The organism is Flammeovirga pacifica, assembly GCF_000807855.2.
Taxonomy (GTDB): Bacteria; Bacteroidota; Bacteroidia; order Cytophagales; family Flammeovirgaceae; genus Flammeovirga; species Flammeovirga pacifica.
The window spans coordinates 4747447-4769284 of sequence record NZ_JRYR02000001.1 but is presented as its reverse complement, the minus strand read 5'-3'; the positions used below and the strand labels follow the sequence as shown (position 1 = coordinate 4769284).

At 32.2% G+C, this 21838-nt stretch carries 18 protein-coding genes; 9 read left to right on the top strand and 9 right to left on the bottom strand.

What is annotated here, in order from left to right:
• Positions 1-25 precede the first annotated feature (25 nt).
• Positions 26-736 carry an NUDIX hydrolase gene (locus tag NH26_RS18965; protein WP_044223571.1) on the bottom strand — a complete coding sequence of 237 codons (711 nt, stop codon included), beginning with the start codon at positions 734-736 and terminating at the stop codon, positions 26-28.
• A 325-nt stretch (positions 737-1061) separates the two neighbouring features.
• On the opposite strand from NH26_RS18965, the gene NH26_RS18960 reads away from it, so the two are divergent.
• Together NH26_RS18960 and NH26_RS18955 are read left to right on the top strand one after the other, a co-directional pair.
• Positions 1062-5258: a CHAT domain-containing protein gene (locus NH26_RS18960; protein ID WP_044223569.1), complete on the top strand. Its 4197-nt coding sequence runs from the start codon at positions 1062-1064 to the stop codon at positions 5256-5258.
• Between the two features lie 332 nt (positions 5259-5590).
• Entirely contained in the window at positions 5591-6829 is a 1239-nt protein-coding gene (locus NH26_RS18955) for an aminotransferase class I/II-fold pyridoxal phosphate-dependent enzyme (RefSeq protein ID WP_044223567.1), read from the top strand.
• 93 nt (positions 6830-6922) lie between these two features.
• Here the strand turns inward: NH26_RS18955 and NH26_RS18950 are convergent, their stop codons facing one another.
• Positions 6923-7513, bottom strand: coding sequence for an NAD(P)H-dependent oxidoreductase (locus NH26_RS18950; protein ID WP_044223564.1), 591 nt, complete (start codon positions 7511-7513; stop codon positions 6923-6925).
• 175 nt (positions 7514-7688) lie between these two features.
• On the opposite strand from NH26_RS18950, the gene NH26_RS18945 reads away from it, so the two are divergent.
• Both NH26_RS18945 and NH26_RS18940 read left to right on the top strand, forming a co-directional pair.
• Positions 7689-9944, top strand: a complete 2256-nt coding sequence (locus NH26_RS18945; RefSeq protein WP_052432005.1) for a transglycosylase domain-containing protein — start codon at positions 7689-7691, stop codon at positions 9942-9944.
• Between the two features lie 45 nt (positions 9945-9989).
• Entirely contained in the window at positions 9990-10793 is an 804-nt protein-coding gene (locus tag NH26_RS18940) for an inositol monophosphatase family protein (RefSeq protein WP_139263172.1), read from the top strand.
• A 2-nt stretch (positions 10794-10795) separates the two neighbouring features.
• Here NH26_RS18940 and NH26_RS18935 read toward each other — a convergent pair whose 3' ends face one another.
• The 5 genes from NH26_RS18935 to NH26_RS18915 form a co-directional block, all read right to left on the bottom strand.
• Positions 10796-11248: a single stranded DNA-binding domain-containing protein gene (locus NH26_RS18935; RefSeq protein ID WP_139263171.1), complete on the bottom strand. Its 453-nt coding sequence runs from the start codon at positions 11246-11248 to the stop codon at positions 10796-10798.
• 196 nt (positions 11249-11444) lie between these two features.
• On the bottom strand, positions 11445-13319 hold the full coding sequence (locus NH26_RS18930) for a glycoside hydrolase family 13 protein (RefSeq protein WP_044223561.1): 1875 nt from the start codon (positions 13317-13319) through the stop codon (positions 11445-11447).
• Between the two features lie 201 nt (positions 13320-13520).
• Complete coding sequence (locus NH26_RS18925; RefSeq protein WP_044223559.1) at positions 13521-13751, bottom strand: hypothetical protein; 231 nt, start codon at positions 13749-13751, stop codon at positions 13521-13523.
• Between the two features lies 1 nt (position 13752).
• Positions 13753-14718, bottom strand: a complete 966-nt coding sequence (locus tag NH26_RS18920) for a YheT family hydrolase (protein WP_044223557.1) — start codon at positions 14716-14718, stop codon at positions 13753-13755.
• 6 nt (positions 14719-14724) lie between these two features.
• Positions 14725-15216: a GNAT family N-acetyltransferase gene (locus tag NH26_RS18915; RefSeq protein WP_044223555.1), complete on the bottom strand. Its 492-nt coding sequence runs from the start codon at positions 15214-15216 to the stop codon at positions 14725-14727.
• A gap of 149 nt (positions 15217-15365) precedes the next feature.
• On the opposite strand from NH26_RS18915, the gene NH26_RS18910 reads away from it, so the two are divergent.
• The 3 genes from NH26_RS18910 (at position 15366) to NH26_RS18900 (ending at position 17010) form a co-directional block, all read left to right on the top strand.
• Positions 15366-15824: a hypothetical protein gene (locus NH26_RS18910; protein WP_044223553.1), complete on the top strand. Its 459-nt coding sequence runs from the start codon at positions 15366-15368 to the stop codon at positions 15822-15824.
• Between the two features lie 147 nt (positions 15825-15971).
• Positions 15972-16415 carry a hypothetical protein gene (locus NH26_RS18905; RefSeq protein ID WP_139263170.1) on the top strand — a complete coding sequence of 148 codons (444 nt, stop codon included), beginning with the start codon at positions 15972-15974 and terminating at the stop codon, positions 16413-16415.
• A 151-nt stretch (positions 16416-16566) separates the two neighbouring features.
• Positions 16567-17010: a hypothetical protein gene (locus NH26_RS18900; RefSeq protein WP_044223549.1), complete on the top strand. Its 444-nt coding sequence runs from the start codon at positions 16567-16569 to the stop codon at positions 17008-17010.
• 19 nt (positions 17011-17029) lie between these two features.
• Here the strand turns inward: NH26_RS18900 and NH26_RS18895 are convergent, their stop codons facing one another.
• Positions 17030-17377: a TfoX/Sxy family protein gene (locus tag NH26_RS18895; RefSeq protein WP_044223547.1), complete on the bottom strand. Its 348-nt coding sequence runs from the start codon at positions 17375-17377 to the stop codon at positions 17030-17032.
• A gap of 153 nt (positions 17378-17530) precedes the next feature.
• Positions 17531-18961, bottom strand: a complete 1431-nt coding sequence (gene asnS / locus NH26_RS18890) for an asparagine--tRNA ligase (RefSeq protein WP_044223544.1) — start codon at positions 18959-18961, stop codon at positions 17531-17533.
• A gap of 285 nt (positions 18962-19246) precedes the next feature.
• On the opposite strand from asnS, the gene NH26_RS18885 reads away from it, so the two are divergent.
• Both NH26_RS18885 and NH26_RS18880 read left to right on the top strand, forming a co-directional pair.
• Positions 19247-20485, top strand: a complete 1239-nt coding sequence (locus NH26_RS18885; protein ID WP_044223542.1) for an efflux RND transporter periplasmic adaptor subunit — start codon at positions 19247-19249, stop codon at positions 20483-20485.
• 2 nt (positions 20486-20487) lie between these two features.
• Positions 20488-21822, top strand: a complete 1335-nt coding sequence (locus NH26_RS18880) for an ABC transporter permease (RefSeq protein WP_084812279.1) — start codon at positions 20488-20490, stop codon at positions 21820-21822.
• Positions 21823-21838: the final 16 nt, after the last annotated feature.

The following is a 21838-nucleotide window of genomic DNA, read 5'->3' as shown; positions in this document are numbered from 1 at the left end:
AAGTTATTCAGTACCTTTTTTATTTCTATGAACCAAAAGCCATAGATTTTAATTCGAAGTTGAATCCTTGAGAAATCAACTCGTCATATTTACCTTCTTCGAAAACATAATAGTAAGCACCTTTTTTAGACACTCCTTTTTGTTTTTCGTCTAATTTTTTAAGCAATCCAGTAGCTAATATTTTCTTTCTAAAGTTACGCTTATCAAATTGTTTTTGATGAATCGCTTCGTAAAGTGATTGTAGCTCTGGTAAAGTAAATTTTTCTGGTAATAATTCGAATCCAATAGGTTGGTATCTTGATTTTCTTCTCAATTTACCCCATGACATTTGAATCATAGTTTCATGGTCGAACATTAATTTAGGTAAAGCAGTAATTGAGAACCATTGTGCTTGGTTCTTTTCCAAAATCTCTTCGTTTTGACTTTCTACTTTAATTAATGAATAATATACCAAAGAAATTACACGTGCAACTGGGTCACGATCCACTTCTCCATATGTACTTAACTGATCCATATAGATTCTATCTAAACCAGTTTGTTTTTTAAGTACACGTTCGGCTGCATAATCTAAAGATTCTCCAAAGTGAAGGAAACCTGTTGCTAGACCCCAAGCACCTTTGTAAGGCTCTTGCTTTCTTCTAGTTAAAAGAACTTTCAACTCTCCGTCTTCGTATCCAAAAATTACACAATCTATGGCTAAAAGTGGTTTATACGCACTGTTATAATATTCATTCATATTTATATGTATCTTCTTCTGTAATCAGTCTAATAAATCAGATATGTTAATTAGTAATTAACAAAATTCGTAGTAAAATACTTTTTTTGCAAACTACTTTTCATCGTATTTCATGTAAATATAAAATTTTATTACAAATTTATTGTTATTCTTGCATCTTATTCATTTCAAATCATAACATCATTCAGATTCTGTTAAAATTTATTTACATTTGTAAGGTATTATCTATATTTATTCTGAATTCTAATATACTCAAGCTTCTAAATTTACTATGATAAAATCACTATACTCATTTCTTTTTTGCTGTATTATTACTTTTTTGAATGTGTCTACTGCAAAAGCAGATCGTGTAACCAATAAGATTGACAATCTATTAAAGATTAGTCAAAAATATGCTGATGATGGTGAATACAGAAAGGCATTAGAATGGAATGATAAAGCCTTAATTGTTGCAAAAAAAAGAGATTCAGCTTTAATAGATCTTTTATACTACAGAGCAAAATATCAATTAGTACTTTCTAATTTGGCGGAATTTGAAGAAACCACAGCCGGTTTTCTTGAAATCTCTAAAAACAGAAAAAATGCTTCTTTCGGTTATGCCTATAATTTGCTGAGAGCTTCTGAACTTTATTTAGAATATAGTGATGTGGTTACGGCTCAAGCGATGTACAATAAAGCTTTGAAGATTATCAATAGTGATCCAAAAGTAAAAACTATAAGTGAAAGGGCTAAAGATGATGATCTCTTAAAGTATCAGGTACAAACTGAATTATACTTGTCTCTAGGTTATTATGATAGTGCTCAATTAGCTCTCGTTGAATATCAAAAATTAGCGGAAGAATTTTACTCAAGTTCTTCACAAGTCTTTTATAAATCAAGATCGAATAAACACGAAGATGTTGTCTTTTCTGCCAGAGAAAAGAAGCGTTTAAAAAGAGGCTTCGCATTATCAAAAACATTAGAAGGAAAGTTACTTCGCTTAACTGGTGATTATGCTGCCGCAGATAGTTCTTTACTATCTACGGAATCTTGGATTGAAGCAAACATCAGAAAAGATGATGAGAGTTATATTGCCAATTATCATGAGAGAACGCTCAATCTTATAGAAAGTAAAATTGATCCTATTCTTCCTAAAAAGATGCTCGAAAAAAATATTTACAGAGCAGAAAGAGTATTAGGTATTAGTCATCAACTGTATTTTAAGATACAGGAAGATTTAGTTGATTATTATGCTTGGCAACGTTTCCATTATAAAGGTGAAAAAACACAATGGGATTTTGATACCAATACTTCTCTTTATTTTGGTAAAAATAGTATTCAACAATCATGTTCTAATCGTTTAGATGCAAAAGACGATTACCTAAGAGGTAATTTTCAAAGAGCAGGAAAAACTTTAGAGAACATTTTTAATGAAGGTCAACTTCCTAAAAATCATAGAGAATATATCCTTATTAATCAACTTCTATATAAAGTTGCTTTAGCATTAGAAGAAGAAGAAGTCGCTCAGAAAGCACTAAATAATTATGTTACCTCTACAAAAAAAGTATACAGTGAGGCCTCTTTAGCTTATCATATTGCAAAAGTAGACGAAGCAACATTCCTTACTTTACATTCTGATCAGTTTGAAAAAGCAGATTCATTATTTGTGACACATCTTCCAATTATAGAAGAGCGCTTAAGTCCACATCATTATAAGCGACTTCAAGCAGAAAAAGAAAGAGCTAATTATTATTCACTGATGGGTGACACTCAAAAAGCTGCTGCTTTAAGTGCTTCTATCAAAAAAGCTTATGCTGATTATTACGGTACTGATCACCTTGAATACATAAATGGTTTACAAGGTTCTGCGGCATTTGCTATTGACCTTGGTGAATATACCGACGCAGATGCTCAGATTACTGAAATGCTTAACTTATATGATAGTCATACTTATAGAAAAGGTACTCAAAACGTTGTGCATGCTACTGCATTAGAAACGGCGGCAAGATTCCAAGTTCTTACAGGTCAATATGATGTAGCTTCTAACAACTTAAGTAGAGCCAATAGATTATCTAAAAATTCTCCTGATAAAGTAACTTCTTCTACATTTGAAGATACTCAAGCTCAAATTTATTTAAAGAAAGAATATTTCTCTAATGCAGAACGTGTCATCTTAAAATCTATAGAACACAGAAAAGCTAGGTTTGGAGAAGAAAGTAGATTACTCATTGTTCCTTATACACAATTAGCAAGACTTTCTTATTTAAAAGGTGATTACATTAAAGCAGATTCTATCGCACAAGATGCTCATGATATTAGTCTAAAAGTATTTGGTGAAGAAACAAAACAAGATATTGCTCCTCTGGAAGTAAAATCTGAAATTGCTATTGCCATGGGTAACTATGAAATGGCCCAAGAGTATACGCAAAAGAAAATAGAAATCAGCAAAAAGGTCTATGGCGAAAGACATACTGAGGTAGCCAAAGGTTACACTAATTTAGCCTTAATTGGTCTATATATGGGGTACCCTGCAGAAGAAGTAATGCACTTATTCAAAGATGCCGTTAATATTGTTGCTGTTCAGTTAGGGAAAGATAATCCTGTTTTTGCCATTACATTAAAAAACCTTGCTCTTGCTCAAATTGAAGTAGGAAAATATACCGAAGCGGAAGACCTTTTAAAAGAAGCGAATGCAATATGGATTGAAAAACTTGGTACAGAGAACAATACAAATACTGCAGAGATCACTTCATTATTAGGTGACCTTGAAATGAAAAGAGAATTTTATGGTCAGGCAGAAGATTTTTATAACCAATCTCAGAGAATATATAGTAAGATTTTCACCAAAGACCATCCTCTTTATGTAAAATCTACCTTAAAAAGATCTCAAGCTTATTATGCAGATGGTTCGTACAACAAAGCTTTGAAGTATGCCAATATTGCTTTAGATCAGAATGAAATATTTATCAGAGAATACTTCCCAACATTAAGTTCTAAGGAAAAAGCGAAGTATTGGAAATCTATCCAAAATGATTACAACTACTTCTACTCATTAACTCAGACCTATCAGAAGAAAAAGTTATACGGTAAGATGTATGATTATGCACTTCAAACTAAGCCTTTGTTATTAAGTACATCCGTAAAAATTAGAAATCAGATTCAAAATAGTGGTGATTCTATTTTAATTAAAGATTTTGAAGAATGGGTAGAGAAAAAAGAGTTATTGACTAAAGTCTTTGCGATGTCTATCGAACAACGTTTGGAAGATGGTATCAATATCAAAAACTTAGAGAAAGAGATCAATACATTAGAAAAAGAATTAAGTACTAGATCTAGTGTATTTAATGATAGAATAAACGATAAAGTCTCTTGGAGAGACATCCAAAAAGGATTAAAAGAAGGAGAAGCTGCAGTAGAAATTATTCGATACAGAAACTTTACAAATGTATTTACAGACTCAATTACATATGCTGCATTAATATTAACTCCAAAAACTAAATCCTCTCCAATCTTTAAAGTAATTCCTAATGGAAATAGGATTGAAAAGGAAGGACTTGGTTATTATAAAAATAATTTAATCTTCGGCTTCCCAGATGATGAATCTTATAATGCATTCTGGAAACCTATTAATGAAGTGATTGGAGATGACACCAAAGTATATTTCTGTGCAGATGGTGTTTATAATCAAATCAATCTTGAATCAATTCCTGTTGACTTAGATAAAGGAACTTATATTATCGATCAGAATAATATTGTATTAACAAGTTCTACAGCAGAAGTATTGTCACCACAAACTGATAAAGGTGGAAATAGGAACGTTTCTCTATTTGGTAATCCTGTATTCTACAAAGACTTACAACCAAGTGAATACAATACTTACACTGTTCGTCCTATTACTCAATTACCAGGTACATACGAAGAAATAAAAGCATTAGATAAATTACTATCTACAGAGGATCACACTAATGATCAAGTATTTCTTCATAAAGATGCTACAGAAACAGCCGTTAAAGAAATGGATTCACCTAGAGTATTCCATATTGCAACACACGGTTTCTTCTTAGATGATTTAGAAAGTGATAACACAAAATCTTTATTCAATACACAACAAGATATAAACCCTCTACTAAGATCTGGCTTATTATTAACTAACGCCGGTGATTTAATGGAAAATGATAATGTGTATGCATTCAATAAAGAAGAAGGTGTACTCACAGCCTATGAAGCAATGAACCTTAATTTTGATGATACAGAATTAGTTGTTTTATCTGCATGTGAAACAGGTAAAGGTGATAATAAAGTAGGTGAAGGAGTTTATGGTCTACAAAGAGCATTCTTGGTAGCAGGTGCAGATAACATTATCATGAGTTTATTTGAAGTATCTGATGAGGCCACTCAAAAATTAATGATCAACTTTTACCATTTATGGTTAAAAGAAGGACATAATAAAAGAGATGCTTTTGCTATGGCTAAAAAAGTTTTACGTGAAGAATACCCTGAACCAAAATATTGGGGAGCATTTATCATGATTGGTAAAATTTAATATTTGGGTGTCTTAGCCCTATGGAGGTGTTGTTGTAAAAATCACGTTATTCTTGATTATTACAATAACACCTCTTTTTTATGAATCTACCTTTCTCTGTAATGCTGAGTTCGACGAACTCAGGTTGTTACAAAAAAAACAGCATTTATCAAATTCGTTACTATCAACTACTTGTTTTAAGTATCTTATAAATTATTGACGAAATAATTTAAATATTAAAAAATAACCTCTAAGTTTGAATGTATTTTGAAAATAACTTCAGATACTTATTTTAAGTATCATTTCAACATACTCAAACTTATGTTTTAGAAGATTAAAAATCATCCTAGACAATGGCTTCACTAACAAAAAAAGAATTACAGAAAAAGTACCAAGAGTACAAAGAACAAGGATTAGCACTTGATATGACAAGAGGTAAACCGGGTGTAGAACAACTAGACCTTTCGTTACCAATGCTTGATCTTGTAACTTCTAAAGACTATAAAACAGTTGCAGGTGCTGACACTCGTAACTATGGTGGTTTAGATGGTATTCCAGAAATGAAAGAAATTTTTAAAGATTTCTTGGAAGTATCTTCTACTGATGAAGTAATTGTTGGTGGCAACTCTTCTTTAACGTTAATGCATGACACTATTTCTCATGCCGTAACACATGGTTTCCCTGAAAGCAAAAAACCTTGGGGAGAGCAAAAAGTAAAGTTCTTATGTCCTTCTCCAGGATATGACCGTCACTATTCTATCTGTGAACATTTCGGTATCGAGATGATCACTGTTCCTATGACTTCTAAAGGTCCAGACATGGATGTTGTTGAGAAGCTTGTAGCAGAAGATAAAGCAATTAAAGGTATTTGGGTTGTTCCTAAATATTCTAATCCAACTGGTATCACTTGTTCGAAGAAAACGGTAAAGCGTTTAGCAACTATGAAAACTGCTGCTAAAGACTTCCGTATCATGTATGACAATGCTTATACAGTTCATCACTTATCAAAAGAACAAGATGAGTTAGAGAACATTTTAGATCTAGCTAAAGAAGCAGGTACTGAAAATAGAGTACTTATCTTTGGTTCATTCTCTAAAATTTCATTTGCAGGTGCTGGTGTTGCTGCAATGGGTGCTGCTAAGGTAAATATTGATTGGATGAAAGGACATTTATCTATGTCTACAATTGGTCCAGATAAATTAAACCAAATCAGACATACTCGTTTCTTCAAAGACATGAAAGGTGTTGAAAAACATATGAAGAAACATGCTAAGATCATCGCTCCAAAATTTGAGGCTGTGGATGAAATCTTAGAAAAAGAATTAGGTGGTAAAGGTATTGCTTCTTGGACAAAACCAAATGGCGGTTACTTTATTAGCTTAGATGTTCCTAAAGGATGTGCAAAAGAAGTAGTTAAACTTGCTGCTGAAGCGGGTGTTAAATTAACTGCAGCTGGAGCGACTTTCCCTTACAAGAACGATCCAAAAGACGAAAATATCAGAATTGCTCCAACTCTACCTTCTATGGGTGAGATTAAATTAGCAACAAGAGTTTTAGCTGTTTGTGTACAGTTAGCTGCTGCTAAAAAGTAATTTTAGATAAGACTTATAAAAATAGCCAATGTTTCTCTTTGAAACATTGGCTATTTTATTTTATATCAATTTTGATGATCGAATATCAACTTGCTAAACGCCAAAATATTGATCTAAAAGACCTTTATATTCTTCAAGGTTTTCTTCTATGTGTGGATCTTTCATCACATCATAAAAGTGATAAGAAAAGGCGTTATTTAATCCAATAAATTGATTCATTTTATGGAATCCAAACATCGGACCTTGATCTACAGAATGTCCTTCAAAAAATTCATTTTCTAAAGTAAATGCTTCTTCAGGTGCATTCCATGATGTGGTTAATATATATTCTTTTCCTTTTAATAAACCTCCCGTACCATAGTGTAATTTTGGTTCCACTCTGTGTCTACCATCACTGTTGTATATTTTCCCTTCTCCATTTGTAAGTATCTCATCAAGGTACTTCTTAAAATTAAATGGAATAGAAAACCACCAAATTGGTGTGTGGTAAATGATAACATCAGCCCAAACAAACTTTGCTACTTCTTCCTCAACATCATATTTATTATCGATGTGAGTAAATTGTACTTCCACTCCTGGGTGATTAGTTAAGTAATCCACAGAAAACTTTGAAATAGCTATATTTAAAGCACCTTTTGAGTGCATAAATTTTTGAGAACCGTTTATTACTAATACTTTTTTCATCTTCTATATTATATTTCTATGTATTAAAAATACTATAGTTAGCCACATTAAGTTTCATATTTGTTTAAACATTAATAACTATTTGCACACTGTTATTCTCAGTCTATCATCATTTTTTTATTAACTTTGTTCAGTTAGTTCCCCCACTCAACTAAATAACAAACAACGATTCAACATGAATCCCATTTATCAATACTTTCAATATACATTATCATTTATCAAAAGACATTATAAAATAATAAGTATAAGTCTACTTAGTGTTTTAATCATTGGATTTGGTATTTTGATATTATTTCTTGGTGGCTATTTAGGCCCCTCTTATTCTGATGAAGAGATATTAAATTTCCAAAATGATGAGGCTTCAGAGATCTTTTCTGAAGATGGAGAGTTATTAGGGAAATTTTTTCACGAAAACCGTACCGCAACTCACTTTGATGAACTTCCTAAAGTTTTAATTGACGCCCTTGTAGCAACAGAGGATTCACGGTATTATGAACACGAAGGTGTTGACTCTAGAAGTGTTCTTAGAGTGCTTTTTAAAAGTGTCCTATTAGGGAATAAAAGTAGTGGTGGTGGTAGTACAATCACTCAACAGTTAGCAAAGAATATGTTTGGCAGAAAAGACTATGGTATCTTTTCTATGCTAATTAATAAGTCAGGTGAAATCAAAACTGCCCAACAATTGGAACGTCTTTATAGTAAAAATGAAATATTATCACTTTACTTAAATACCATCCCTTTCGGAGAAAGCATTTATGGTATTGAAACTGCTTCTCAACGTTTTTTCAATAAACATGTCAGTAATTTAAAAATTGAAGAAGCAGCAATTTTGATTGGAATGCTCAAAGCCAATACCTATTACAATCCTAGGCTTTATCCAGAACATGCTTTGAAGAGACGTAATGTCGTTTTACATCAAATGATGAAATACGAATACATTAAGAAAGATCAATATGACTCCTTAACGAAACTACCATTAGAATTAGATTATGCCAATAAAGAAAATGATGGCATTGCAGATTACTTCTTATCAAAAGTAAAAATAAAGGCACAATCTATCATCACTGAATATAATTTAAGTAATGACACCCATTATGATTTAGAAGCAGATGGATTAAAAATTCATACTACACTAAATGCAAAATTGCAGAGGTATGCATTGTATGGATTAGAAAAGCAATTAAAAGAAAAGCAGCAAGAATTATATCAACAATACAAAGCTGAGAAGTATAAGAAAGAATTAGAACATTTAGTCAACACCCGATTCGATCAACTTAATGTTGAAAATAAAGAGACTAAACAGGAATATTTCACTTGGGAAGGAAACGAAGTAGAAATGCTTTCGGTAAAGGATAGTATCAAAAAAGAACTATTGCTATTACATGCTGGGTATTTAGGTATTCATCCCCAAACAGGAGAAGTAAAAGCGTATGTAGGGGGTATAGATTTCCAAAGTCACCCTTATGATCAAGTGATGGCAAAGCGTCAATTGGCATCTACATTTAAGCCTATCTTATATGCTGTTGGGCTAGAAAATGGTTTTTATCCATGCAAATACATCAGAAACGAAATCGATGAAAATGAAGAAGGATGGAAACCAAGTAACTACAGTAAAACTACTGGAGGAATGTATTCTATGGCTGCAGCACTGGCAATGTCATTAAATATTCCCACCGTAAGAATTTACAATAACGTGCCTTTTAAAGCTTTAGAGGAGGTATGGGATAATCTACAATTTGAATCAAAGCTAGAAGACTTTCCATCAACAGCACTTGGAACAACAGATGCAAGTATTTGGGAACTATCCCAAGCCTATATGGCCTTTGCTAACGGAGGTTTTTATGTTGAACCAATTATGATAACGGAGATTACTGCTGCCGATGGAACAGTACTTTATACTTCACCTGAACTACCAAAATCTCACAGAGTAATTCAAGAAAGCACCTCACTTCAAATGACAGCAATGTTAGAAAAAGTCATGAATGAAGGAACAGGAGGTAGTATGAAAAATCGTTTTGGAGTCACTCTTCCTTTAGCAGGAAAAACTGGTACTTCACAAAATTACATAGATGCCTGGTTTGCTACCTATAATCCAAACTTAGTGATCATTACAAGAGTTGGAGCAGCAACGAATCAAGTTCATTTTTCTTCGGGTAGAAATGGTAGTGGTAGTACATTAGCTTTACCAATTACTGCCTATAGTTTACAAAAAGCACAAAAAGATCCTGAGTTAAAATCAACATTTATTCCCTTCGACTCATTACCAAATTATTTATCAAATACGCTGGATTGTGAAGACTATAAAGAAGGTACTGATGTAGAAATGTTTTTCAAGAATATCTTTAAAACTAAATCAAAAGAAGAAAAGCAGCTCAGAAAAGAAAAACGAAAGGAAAAGAGACAAAAACGTAAAGAAAAACGAGGTAATTGATTATTATTACTTTCAAATAAATCAATTCTTAATACCAAAGAAAACATGAGTACTATCAACCTTAAAGAACTCACTCATAAAGTAGTAAAACTAACTGAAACAGTGGGGCAGTTTATCGCTAATGAAAGAAAACATTTCGATAGCTCTAAAATTGAATACAAAGGTCTTAATGACTTAGTATCTTATGTGGATAAAACTGCTGAAACCAAGCTTGTAGAAGGGTTAACAAAATTACTTCCTGATGCTGGTTTTATTGGAGAAGAGGGAACAAATAAGCCTTCTAACAATGGTTATACTTGGATTATTGATCCGCTTGATGGTACAACTAACTTTATTCATGGTGTACCCATTTTTTCAATAAGTATTGCTTTAGTTACAGAAGACGATTATTGCATTGGTGTAGTAAGGGAAGTGAATTTAGACGAGTGTTTTTATGCATGGAAAAATGGAGGTGCTTATATGAATGGTGCACCAATACATGTTTCTAAACAGGAAGTACTCAATGCAGGCTTAATTGCTACTGGTTTTCCTTATTACGATTTTGAAAAAATGCCTCAATATATCAATATATTAAAAGGAATGATGGAAGGTTCTCACGGACTTAGGAGAATGGGTTCTGCAGCTGTAGATTTAGCTTACGTTGCATGTGGCCGTTTTGAAGGGTTCTTTGAATATAACCTTAACCCATGGGATGTTGCTGGCGGAGGAATTATTGTGAAAGAAGCAGGTGGTTGTGTTACTACATTTAGTAACAAAGATAGTTATGTAAAAGACAGGGAAATAATTGCTGCATCTCCAGCGATACATAAAGAAATGCAATCGATTATATACAAAAAGTGGAATAGTTAATACTATTCCACAATTGTTGAATCTGCATAATATCCTTTTGTAGCAAGTTCATATGTATCTGCATTTGATGTTTGATCACCTAAGATACTTTTAAGTTCTAAAAGGTATAAAGTAGCACTATCAAGATTCTCGAAAAATAAATCTTTACTTAAAACATTATCTTTAATGATTAAATCATCATAAGAGATCAATTGTTGATCTACGGTTTCAAGTGTTGAATCATTAATTAAAAGATATTGAAATTTATAATCAGATCTTTTTGATCTATTCCATCCTAGTATTTTCACTCTTACCGATAATTCTGAAGACGAATCTTGAACACCTAATGTTTCTAAATCATGAAAAACATTATCAATGGGATCAGATATTAATACATCATCTTCATTACTTAACGATATACAAGCATTGAAAATAAAAACGAATGAAATAGCGATAAAATAAATGTTTCTATTCATTACGTTTGTAACTGTTGCTTTCGTATATGTGACAATCTGCATTGCACTATGAACAACAAAATTATAACTTTTTTGTCTTTTTTCTGAAAAAAGTTGTTTGATGTTAACATTAAGAGCAATAATTCATCTTTATGACACAAAAGGACCTCATAAAACTAATTTATGAGGTCCTTTTGTCAAATCATATTTCTACTTTTTATTCAACAACTAACATGGTTCCAGAATTAGCTGGAACTTTGATTGTTCCTGAAGTAAGATCATATGTTTTACCAGAAATAACATCAGTTGCTTTTTTAGCTCCCATTAATACTTCTTGATAGTGATCTAAGTTAATTGTAGTTTCTTCAGTATTCTTATTAAAGATAGACATCACTTTAGTCTTATCATCGAATCTGAACATTACATATACTTCGTTCACTGGAGAAAAGTGCTTCAATTCCCCATCCTGTAAAGCAGTGGTATTCTTTCTAAAGTTGGTTAACTTTTTCACTAAATCCATTGCTTCCTTTTGTTGATCTGTCAAGCCTTTGCCTTCAAAAACATTGGCTTTGTCACCAGCCCAACCGCCAGGCATATCTTCTCTAATTAAACCATGGTCACCTGCAGGATCATTATTACCCATCACAATTTCAGTACCGTAATAGATTTGAGGAATACCTCTAGTAGTATAAATATATACTAGACCTGTTTTAAAGTAATCAAAGTTATGATTGACCTGATCCCAGAAACGAGGAGTATCATGGTTATCAGGGAATGTAACTAAATTAAATGGATCTGGATACAAGAAATCATTGGATAACATTTCATATAATCCATTAAAAGCTTGAGTATATGGTTCTTTTTCTTTGTTCAAAGAATTAACCAATGATTCTTGAATTGGAAAGTCCATCATTGAAGGGCTATTTGAAACATAACCATTTTGATTCACTTTACCTCTTTGCCATCTTGATACCAAAGCAGGATTAGATGTCCACTCCTCTCCAACGATATTAAAGTTAGGATACTCAGCCATGATTTTACCAGACCAATCAGACATAAATTCAGCATCTGGATACGGATAAGTATCTTGACGGATACCACCTAAATCAGCGTATTCAACCCACCAAATAGAATTTTGAATTAAATAAGTTGCTAATAATGAATTTCTTTGGTTTAGGTCAGGCATTGTATCTACAAACCAACCATCTGCATGTCTTCTCTTATCCCCTTCAGTTGCATAAGGGTCTGCTAAGGTTACTCTTTGATGAGATGTAACAGGCTTATCTTTTAATTCTTGGTAGTTATACCAATCTGCTGTAGGCAAATCTTTTGTCCACCAGTGATTTAAACCACAGTGGTTTTCGATTTGGTCCATGATTATTTTGATTCCTCTCTTTTTAGCCTCTTCTACTAATGTAACATACAATTCATTAGAACCATATCTAGGGTCGATTTTGTAGTAGTCTGTAGTTGAGTAGCCATGGTAAGAATAAGATTCCATGTTATTTTCTAAAAGAGGATTAATCCAAAGAGCAGTAAAACCAAGATCTTGAATGTAATCTAAATGATCGATGATACCTTGGATATCACCACCATGACGACCACCTTTATTTTCACGATCAACACCTTCTAACATACTATCTACAGTATCGTTAGATTCATCACCATTGACAAATCTATCAGGTGTAATCAAATACATGATATCTTTATTATTAAAACCTTCTCTTTGAGCAGATCCCTCTCTTCTTTGTTTAAGTTCGTACTCATAAGTAAAAACTACTTTACCTTTAGCATTTTTAAACTCAATAGGGAATTTACCAGGTTTAACATCTTCTTTTAAAGTAAGATTTAAGAAAAGGTAATTAGGGCTTTCGACTTTTATTACTTGATCTAATAACACTCCCTCATAAGATAAAGAGGCATCTAGATCAGAAATATTATTACCATGAATTAGTAATTGTAATTCTGGGTTCACCATACCTGCCCACCAAAAGGCAGGTTCTACACGGTCAATGGTTGTTTTGCTTTTTGCGGATACTACATTAGCTAATAATAATAGTGTACCGAAAATTAATGTAAGTGTTCTTTTCATTGTTGTAAGTAATAACTCTTTTGATAAGATTATTAATTTGTGATGTATTGTTTCACAAACATGATCTTTTAGACGTAGAAACGCAAAAATGGTTCGCCATCAAATGGTCAACATCTGTTATCACTAAGTAAACAATTAAGATAAAAACACTGTTTTTATAGTAAAAAGGGGCTTATTACAGTAAACAATAAAATAACAGCTCTATGCTGTCTTATTTGCTTCCATCTCTCTTTTTTTCTTAGCAGCTTCCAATTTTTCGTTCATTTCTTTCTTTAATTTAATCATATATTTATTTTTTAGGTAAGCTCCGTACACAAAAAATAAAAAAGATACGATTAGACCTGAATATCTAATTAGATCATTGTCTTTGAATATGATCCATGTGGTAACTGCTGTAATTATTCCTAGTATGGTGAATAAAAATCCAATCATTCTAATTTTTCTTTAAATGTTCCATCAAAAATTCATCTACTCTAGTTAAATACCACCTTTTACTTTTATATGAAGTTAGAAAGCCAACATGTCCACCATACTTTGGTGTTTCCAAAAACAGATCATCATTATTTTCTGCTTTTTCAAATGGGTAGCATTCATCAGATAGAAAAGGATCGTCTTTAGCATTAACTAATAATGTAGGTATTGCTATACGTTGTAAATATTGCTCTGCACTACATTGTGTCCAATAATCTTCTGCATCTTTAAATCCATGAGCTGGACCAGTATAAAGACTATCGAACTCTACAAAAGTTTTTGCTTTACGAATTTTGTTGATTAATTCTTGACTCTTATTATATTTCTCTAGTTTAGGTATAACTTTTCCCTTCAAAGATACTAGAAAGTCTTGAAGGTATATCAAATTTTTTGATTTCTGTAGCACTTTAGCTGCAGTATTTAATTGAACAGGAACAGATATGCCTATCACTGCTTTAATTTTTTTGGATATTGCATCTCCTAACTGCCCTACATGTAATAAAGTAATGTTTCCTCCAAGACTTACCCCTAGTAATATTACAGATTGATAACGCTCTTCTAAATAGTTAATCAATGCTGCTAAATCTTTTGTGTGCCCGCTATGGTAAGATGAATAAAGAAGATTAGGTTCCCCACTACAACTTCTATGATTCATTGCCCAAACATCATACTTATCAGAAAAATGATGTGCCATTTCAAGAATATAGCTTGACTGAGAAGATCCTTCAAGTCCATGCATAAGAACAATGGCTGTAGAATGATCATTTAATACGGTATCAACATCATAAAAATCGCCATCCTCAGAGTGAAACCTTTTTCTAACATAGGGTGCTACTGTTTGAGGACGAATTCTATTTGCAAAAATTGTATTAATGTGTCTATTTCGATACAAAAAACCAGGAGAATAGGAAGACTGAATATTAGGCATAATTGATTATTTAAAAGATTTAAGCATCCAAATCTGACAAGCATGATGAGATGTGTTACCTAAAGGTTGATCTAATAATTCGAATCCCATTTTTTTATAGAGATTTAACCCTCCCACCAATTGAGGCATAGTTTCTAAATAACATGCATTGTATTGTTCAGACTTTGCAAAATCTAGACATTTTTTCATTAAAGCCATACCTATACCTTTCCCTCTGTAAGAAGAAGACAAATAGATTTTTTGTAATTCGCAGATATTTGAAGTATTACCGATTATTTTACCTATTCCGGCACCCCCTACTATTTGTCCGTCCCATTCTGCAATAAAATATGCAGAATTACTTTCTTCTTTATAAAACTGAGACAGCCTTCCTAGGTTTTCATCAAAATAAGCGGTACCGGGTAAATTTGCTTTATGTTCTTCCAACGATTTTTTAATAATAGAGGCAATAATGCTATCATCCTCTTTTTGTATTTCTCTTATGATAAGGGTTGACATATAAAACAGGAAAGTGTGTTTGATGTATGATTATAATGCATACAAAGGTAAGATATTTTAATAGATCTTAATAAGGTGAGGGTGAGTGGTTTATTTAATTGTAATAATACTGATTATCAATATACTATACACCTTACATTAATAATATTATGAATATTTTAAAAAATTCTATTTTCTGCCTGCTACTACTTTTCAGTTCAAATATTTATGCATTATCATTAAATCATCATGATGGAAAACATCCTAAGCATAAAAAAAGTAATTATGATCATTTAGCAACTCCGCCAAAAGTTAAGACTGCACCTTTTATTAAAGGTGTTGCTGCAGATCCAACATTAGAAATATATAGTGATACAAAGAACCATTTAATGTTGGTCGAAAAATCATCTGATAATATTTTATTTGATGGAATTATTGAAGGAAAAGACTTTGTCAGGGTTTTTAATGATGAAAGGGATCATACTACCAATGCAATCATTTGGAGAATTAAGAAGTATGACAAAAAGAATCGCAAAATCACTTGGAAAAAATATACTTATAAAAAAATCCCCAATGTAGGTTGGAGGCCTGTGGATAATAAAACCACTATAGTAAAAGCATTTAAATAAACTTACTAACAAGCACTTTAAACATAAAGGTTGGTCTATGATCAACCTTTTTTTATTGAAAAACACATTTTATGTTAATTTGTTTAAAGTTAAACATCTTTTCATTTAGGTAAGTCGTTATTTAGTTTACATTCAAACAATTATATTATGAAAAAGCTACTTATCACATTACCCTTTCTATTTATTTCATTATTCATTATGGCTGATCATGGTGAGGAAGGTGAAGAAAAGAATAAAAGTGAAAAATATGATCATATGAATACTGCTCCAAAAGATGTATCATCACCCTTTATTAAAGGTCTTGCTAATGAAACTTCATTAGAGCTATTTAAAGAAGGTCGTAAACACATGATGATTATTGATAGTAAGACGGATCATATTCTATTCGATGGTTTAAATGAAGAAACAGATTATGTTAGAATATACACAGATCAAACAGATGGAAAAGATTGCTTAATTATCTGGAGAAAAGAAAAGAAAGATAATAAAACAGGTGAAATCACTTGGTCTAAATTTACTTATAAGGAATATTCTACAATAGGTTGGAGACCCATTGATAACACAACAAATCAAGTAAAATCCTATAAGTAATTGACTTACTGTGTTAAAAAACAATATTGGTTAGTAGTATTGGTTATTGTTATAAATTGGATAGGTTGTCTCATTTTTTTTGAGATAACCTTTTTTTATAGGTGACATTTTAAATTCTTCGATATAAGTAAGTGAACAAAGAAAAAATGTCATGAAAAAGTATTCAATTATATCGGTTTTAGTTTTATTATTTATCTCATCATTCACTTTTGCTGATGGTGGTGATCATGGTAAAGAATCTAATAGAAATTATGATCACATGAATACTCCACCAAAAGTAAAAACAGCTCCATTTATTAATGGTGTTGCCAATAATGGAACATTAGAAATTTTCAAAGATGGTAAACATCATAAAATGATTGTTGATAAAACTACAGACAATATTTTATTTGATAATTTAAATGAAGGTTCTGATTTTGTTAGAGTATATACAGATTACTCAGATGGAAATGAATGTCTATTAATTTGGAGAAAGAAAAAAGTTGATAAAGAATCAGGTGATATTACCTGGAAAAAATATACCTATAAATTCTATGAAGACCTAGGTTGGAGACCTGTTGATAATTCAACCACTAAGGTAAAATCATTCGATTAGAAAAAATTTCCTAGATCAATTATCCATACAGTTGGATATTGTAATCTAAGGATTTTTCTAACCAATATTCTAATTGTTCATCCATATCAAACCCCTCGGGCTTGATAAATATAAACCCTTTCATTGGTCTTCCTGTAAAGTCCATTGGGAGGGTTTCAGCTTTATGTATTTCTTGTGCATATTGCTCTTCTCCAATTTTAGCCATTAGTAAACTATCCCCAAACTTTTTGTCTATATGAATACCACAACACATTTTATTATTCACCATAAAAATTAACCCTCCCATCATTTTCTTGGGGAAGAAATCCACTTTCTGTTCTTGAAACCATCGGGTTATACGTTCTCCTAAATACTCGTCGTATGCCATATTTATTCTAGGTAATAGGTAATAGGTAATAGGTAATAGGTAATAGGTAAGTTAAAGGATTAAGACTGAATTAAAAAAGGTGTTTAAGTTTATAAAAAAAGCCGCTGATACTTATCAACGGCTTCAATATAGTTAACTTATATAAGTCTTATTCTAGAAATCTGCACTTTTCGGAGCACGAGGGAATGGAATTACGTCTCTGATATTTGACATACCTGAAACGAATAATACGATTCTTTCGAAACCTAAACCAAAACCTGAGTGAGGTGCTGTTCCAAATTTACGTAATTCAAGGTACCACCAAAGTTCTTCATGAGGTACTCCCATTTCGTCCATTCTTGTAGTTAATTTCTCTAACGAATCCTCTCTTTGAGATCCACCGATAATTTCACCAATACCTGGGAATAAAACATCCATTGCTCTTACAGTTTTCCCATCGTCATTTTGTTTCATATAAAATGATTTGATGTCTTTAGGATAATCTGTTAGAATTACTGGCTTCTTGAATTCCTTTTCTACAAGATAACGTTCGTGTTCAGATTGTAAATCAATACCCCAATCTACTGGATATTTAAATTTACCTTTTTTGAAAGGTTTAGAACGCTTTAATACATCAATTGCTTCTGTATAAGTTAAACGCTCAAAGTTATTATCAGATACAAATTTCAAACGGTCTAAAAGACCTAAATCTGATCTTTCGTTTTGAGGTTTTGATTTTTGCTCTTGTGCATATCTCTGATCTAAGAAAGCTAAATCATCAGGACACTGTTCCATTGCAAAGTCAATCAAATATTTGATCATCTCCTCTGCTAAGTCCATGTTGTCATCCAAATCATAAAAAGCCATCTCTGGTTCAATCATCCAGAATTCTGCTAAGTGACGTGTTGTGTTAGAATTTTCAGCTCTAAATGTTGGGCCAAAAGTATACACTTCACCCATAGACATTGCACCTACTTCTGCTTCTAACTGTCCAGATACTGAAAGATTCACAGCTTTTCCAAAGAAATCTTCTTTGAAGTCAATTTCACCTTCTTCTGTTAGCGGAGGATTTTTAAGATCAACGTTTGTTACTTTAAACATTTCCCCTGCTCCTTCTGCATCAGAACCTGTAATGATTGGTGTATGCATATACATAAATCCTTTCTCATTAAAGAATTTATGAATTCCGTAAGCTAAAGCGTTACGAACTCTATAAACAGCACTCATAGTCTGTGTACGAGGACGTAAATGCGCCTTCTCTCTTAAAAACTCTAAAGAGTGTTTTTTAGGTTGAAGTGGATATTCATCCGGATCTGCATCACCTAGTATTTCTAAAGTATCAACAGTAATTTCTATACGTTGACCTTTACCTTGAGATTCTACTACAGTACCATCGATACTCACTGCAGCACTTGTAGTTAATCTTTTTAGTAGATCTTCGTCTGTATTTTCAAAATCTACCACTGCTTGTATATTATTGATAGTAGAACCGTCATTTAAAGCGATAAAACGATTACTTCTGAATGTTCTAACCCATCCTTTAACAGTTACTTTGGCACCGATTTCTCCTGATGCCAGCAAGTCTTTTATTTTAATCCTTTTCACTTGCGTGGTAGTTTAAATGTTCAATAAAAAAGGACAACACATATTGCCCACAAAAATGAGCACAAATATATAAAGATTACTCAAGTTTTGAAGCCGTTTTTGATGATATTAATACAAAGAGACTATTTTCTTTTTATTTGTTTTAAAATACTTGAAGTTATTTTGATAGTAATATCTCCAGATTAACAAAGCTTAATACAATTAATCATTACTTATTGTCAGGTTTTTACAAAATTATAGTGTCAAATTATTCAGTCTATTCATATATCTTCAGCAAACCAACTAATGAATAAAAAACAAATAGTAGGCCTAGTGGCTTTAACTCTAATCTCTATTACTATCTATCTCTTTTCCAGTAAAACATCAGAAGAAGTTTTACTTTCTAAGGCACGTATAGATAATCTCTACATTAATGTAAGTACCACTGGAGAATTAGAAGCGAAAAATTTTGTAGAAATACAAGGGCCTCTTGGCATGAGGCAAGCTCAAATTTGGGAAACAAAAATCAATAGTTTAGTCCCAGAAGGAACAGTTGTTCAAAAAGGAGATCAAGTAGCACAACTAGATGCTTCTTCTCTTGCTGACAAATTAGAACAGAAACAAACTGATTTAACGAAAGCAGAATCTCAATGGGAACAAACACAATTAGATACCGCATTACAGTTAAGCCAAGAAAGAGATAAAATAATTAACCTGGAATTTACTGTTCAAGAAAAAAAGTTAGCACTAGAACAATCTGCTTTCGAACCTCCTGCTACAATCAAACAAGCAGAAATAGAAGTAATCAAAGCTAATAGAGATCTAAAGCAAACGAAAACAAATTATTTAGTCAAACAAAAGCAGCTTAGTGCTAAAATGCGCGAAGCTAATGCAACGTTAAGCCAAGCTAAAAGCAAAGTGACTTTTCTACAAGATTTATTTAGTGAGTTTACGATTATGGCTCCTGAATCGGGTATGGTCATTTATGCTAAAGATTGGGATGGCAAAAAGAAAAAAGAAGGTACTAATATTAGAGCTTGGGACCCTGTTGTTGCCACATTACCCGACTTATCTGTGATGATCTCAAAAACGTATGTCAATGAGGTTGATATTAGGAAAATTAGTAAAAATCAATCCGTTATTATCGGGCTAGACGCTTTTCCTGATAAAAAATTGACCGGAAAAGTAACAAAAGTAGCTAACGTAGGAGAGCAGAAACCTAATTCTGATGCTAAAGTTTTTGAAGTTATAATTATAGTAAATGAAACGGATAGCACACTTAGGCCTTCTATGACAACATCAAATATTATTCAAACGGGTGAAGTAGAAAATGCATTGCTAATTCCTATAGAAGCATTACATACTGAAGGTGACTCTCTGACTTTCGTTTATAAAAAAACAGTTGGTGGCTTTTCTAAATACGAAGTTAAAACCGGATTAATGAATGATCAAGATATTCAGATTCTAGCTGGTCTTTCAGATGGAGATGAAATCTCCTTAACTACTCCCAACTCTGTAAGTGAAAAAATATCTTCTTTGGAATAATGATGACAGAAAGAATATTAATTAACCTGTCTATTGCTTTTGAAGCAATTTTAGCCAATACTTTAAGATCTTTTTTAACCGCTTTAGGAATTATCTTTGGTGTAGGGGCTGTAATTGCGATGCTTGCCGTAGGACAAGGAGCACAAAAAGAAATACTTGACCAAATGAAATTGGTTGGAGTAAATAACATTGTCATTTCTCCTGTAAAAGAACAAAGTGAAGAAAAAATACAAGAAGGTGATGACAGTAATGATAAGAATAAATTTTCCCCAGGTTTAAGTCTTTTAGATTTAAATAATATTACAAATACATTACCCAATGTACAGAAAATAAGTCCTGAAATTGAATTAGATACTTATATTATTAAAAATGGTGTAAGAAGATCTACAAAATTAATTGGCGTTCAGAATGCTTATTTTGAGATCTATAATCATGAAATAAATGAAGGTAATTTCTTTAATAATACACATTTCAAATTCGGAAAACCTGTCTGTGTTATAGGTAGAGGATTACAAACTAGATTTTTTAGCAAAGAAAATCCTATTGGTAAGCAAATAAAATGTGGTGGGCAATGGCTCACGGTTATTGGGGTATTGAAGGAACGAATGGTATCGTCAAAAAATCTCGAAAAGCTAGGGATTAGAAACGCCAATATGGATGTTTATATTCCTATCAATACCATGCTAATACGATATAAAGATAGAGCTAAAGTTACTAAATCTGATATTCAAAAAGCCGCTTCTGATGCTGCACAAAATAAAGTGCAAGAGAAAAAAGCAGTCAATTATCATCAATTAGATAAAATTGTGATACAAATGACAGAGTCTAAAGATTTATCATTAGCAGCAGAAGTACTTCAAAAAATGCTAACTCGTAGACATTTCGATAAGGTAGATTTTGAAATTTCTATACCAGAAATGCTTTTAAAACAACAACAAAGAACCAAAGACATTTTCAATATTGTTTTGGGTGCGATTGCCTCTATATCTTTAATTGTTGGAGGTATTGGTATCATGAATATCATGCTTGCTTCGGTATTAGAAAGAATTAAAGAAATAGGTTTAAGGATTTCTTTAGGTGCCAAAAAACAAGATATTATCCTTCAGTTTTTATTAGAAGCTGTATTAATCAGTTTATCTGGAGGTACGATTGGAGTAATATTAGGATTTATAATGGCAACAATTATTGCTAGTGTGGCCGATATTCCTACCATCGTTTCTTTCTCTTCTGTCTTAATCTCTTTTGGAGTAGCCACTTCTATTGGGATAATTTTTGGAATTTCGCCGGCTCGTAAAGCCGCTAATCAAGATCCAATAGAATCATTACGATACGAATAACTAAAGACAACAATCG

Excerpts from the sequence above, each read along its gene's own strand:
- NH26_RS18900 (WP_044223549.1), top strand. The coding sequence starts at position 16,567 with ATGAAAAAGTATTCAATTATATCGGTTTTAGTTTTATTATTTATCTCA.
- NH26_RS18910 (WP_044223553.1), top strand. The coding sequence starts at position 15,366 with ATGAATATTTTAAAAAATTCTATTTTCTGCCTGCTACTACTTTTCAGT.
- NH26_RS18950 (WP_044223564.1), bottom strand. The coding sequence starts at position 7,513 with ATGAAAAAAGTATTAGTAATAAACGGTTCTCAAAAATTTATGCACTCA.
- NH26_RS18925 (WP_044223559.1), bottom strand. The coding sequence starts at position 13,751 with ATGATTGGATTTTTATTCACCATACTAGGAATAATTACAGCAGTTACC.
- NH26_RS18920 (WP_044223557.1), bottom strand. The coding sequence starts at position 14,718 with ATGCCTAATATTCAGTCTTCCTATTCTCCTGGTTTTTTGTATCGAAAT.
- NH26_RS18915 (WP_044223555.1), bottom strand. The coding sequence starts at position 15,216 with ATGTCAACCCTTATCATAAGAGAAATACAAAAAGAGGATGATAGCATT.
- NH26_RS18935 (WP_139263171.1), bottom strand. The coding sequence starts at position 11,248 with ATGAATAGAAACATTTATTTTATCGCTATTTCATTCGTTTTTATTTTC.
- NH26_RS18880 (WP_084812279.1), top strand. The coding sequence starts at position 20,488 with ATGACAGAAAGAATATTAATTAACCTGTCTATTGCTTTTGAAGCAATT.
- NH26_RS18895 (WP_044223547.1), bottom strand. The coding sequence starts at position 17,377 with ATGGCATACGACGAGTATTTAGGAGAACGTATAACCCGATGGTTTCAA.
- NH26_RS18945 (WP_052432005.1), top strand. The coding sequence starts at position 7,689 with ATGAATCCCATTTATCAATACTTTCAATATACATTATCATTTATCAAA.
- NH26_RS18965 (WP_044223571.1), bottom strand. The coding sequence starts at position 736 with ATGAATGAATATTATAACAGTGCGTATAAACCACTTTTAGCCATAGAT.
- NH26_RS18905 (WP_139263170.1), top strand. The coding sequence starts at position 15,972 with ATGAAAAAGCTACTTATCACATTACCCTTTCTATTTATTTCATTATTC.
- NH26_RS18885 (WP_044223542.1), top strand. The coding sequence starts at position 19,247 with ATGAATAAAAAACAAATAGTAGGCCTAGTGGCTTTAACTCTAATCTCT.
- NH26_RS18930 (WP_044223561.1), bottom strand. The coding sequence starts at position 13,319 with ATGAAAAGAACACTTACATTAATTTTCGGTACACTATTATTATTAGCT.
- NH26_RS18940 (WP_139263172.1), top strand. The coding sequence starts at position 9,990 with ATGAGTACTATCAACCTTAAAGAACTCACTCATAAAGTAGTAAAACTA.
- NH26_RS18955 (WP_044223567.1), top strand. The coding sequence starts at position 5,591 with ATGGCTTCACTAACAAAAAAAGAATTACAGAAAAAGTACCAAGAGTAC.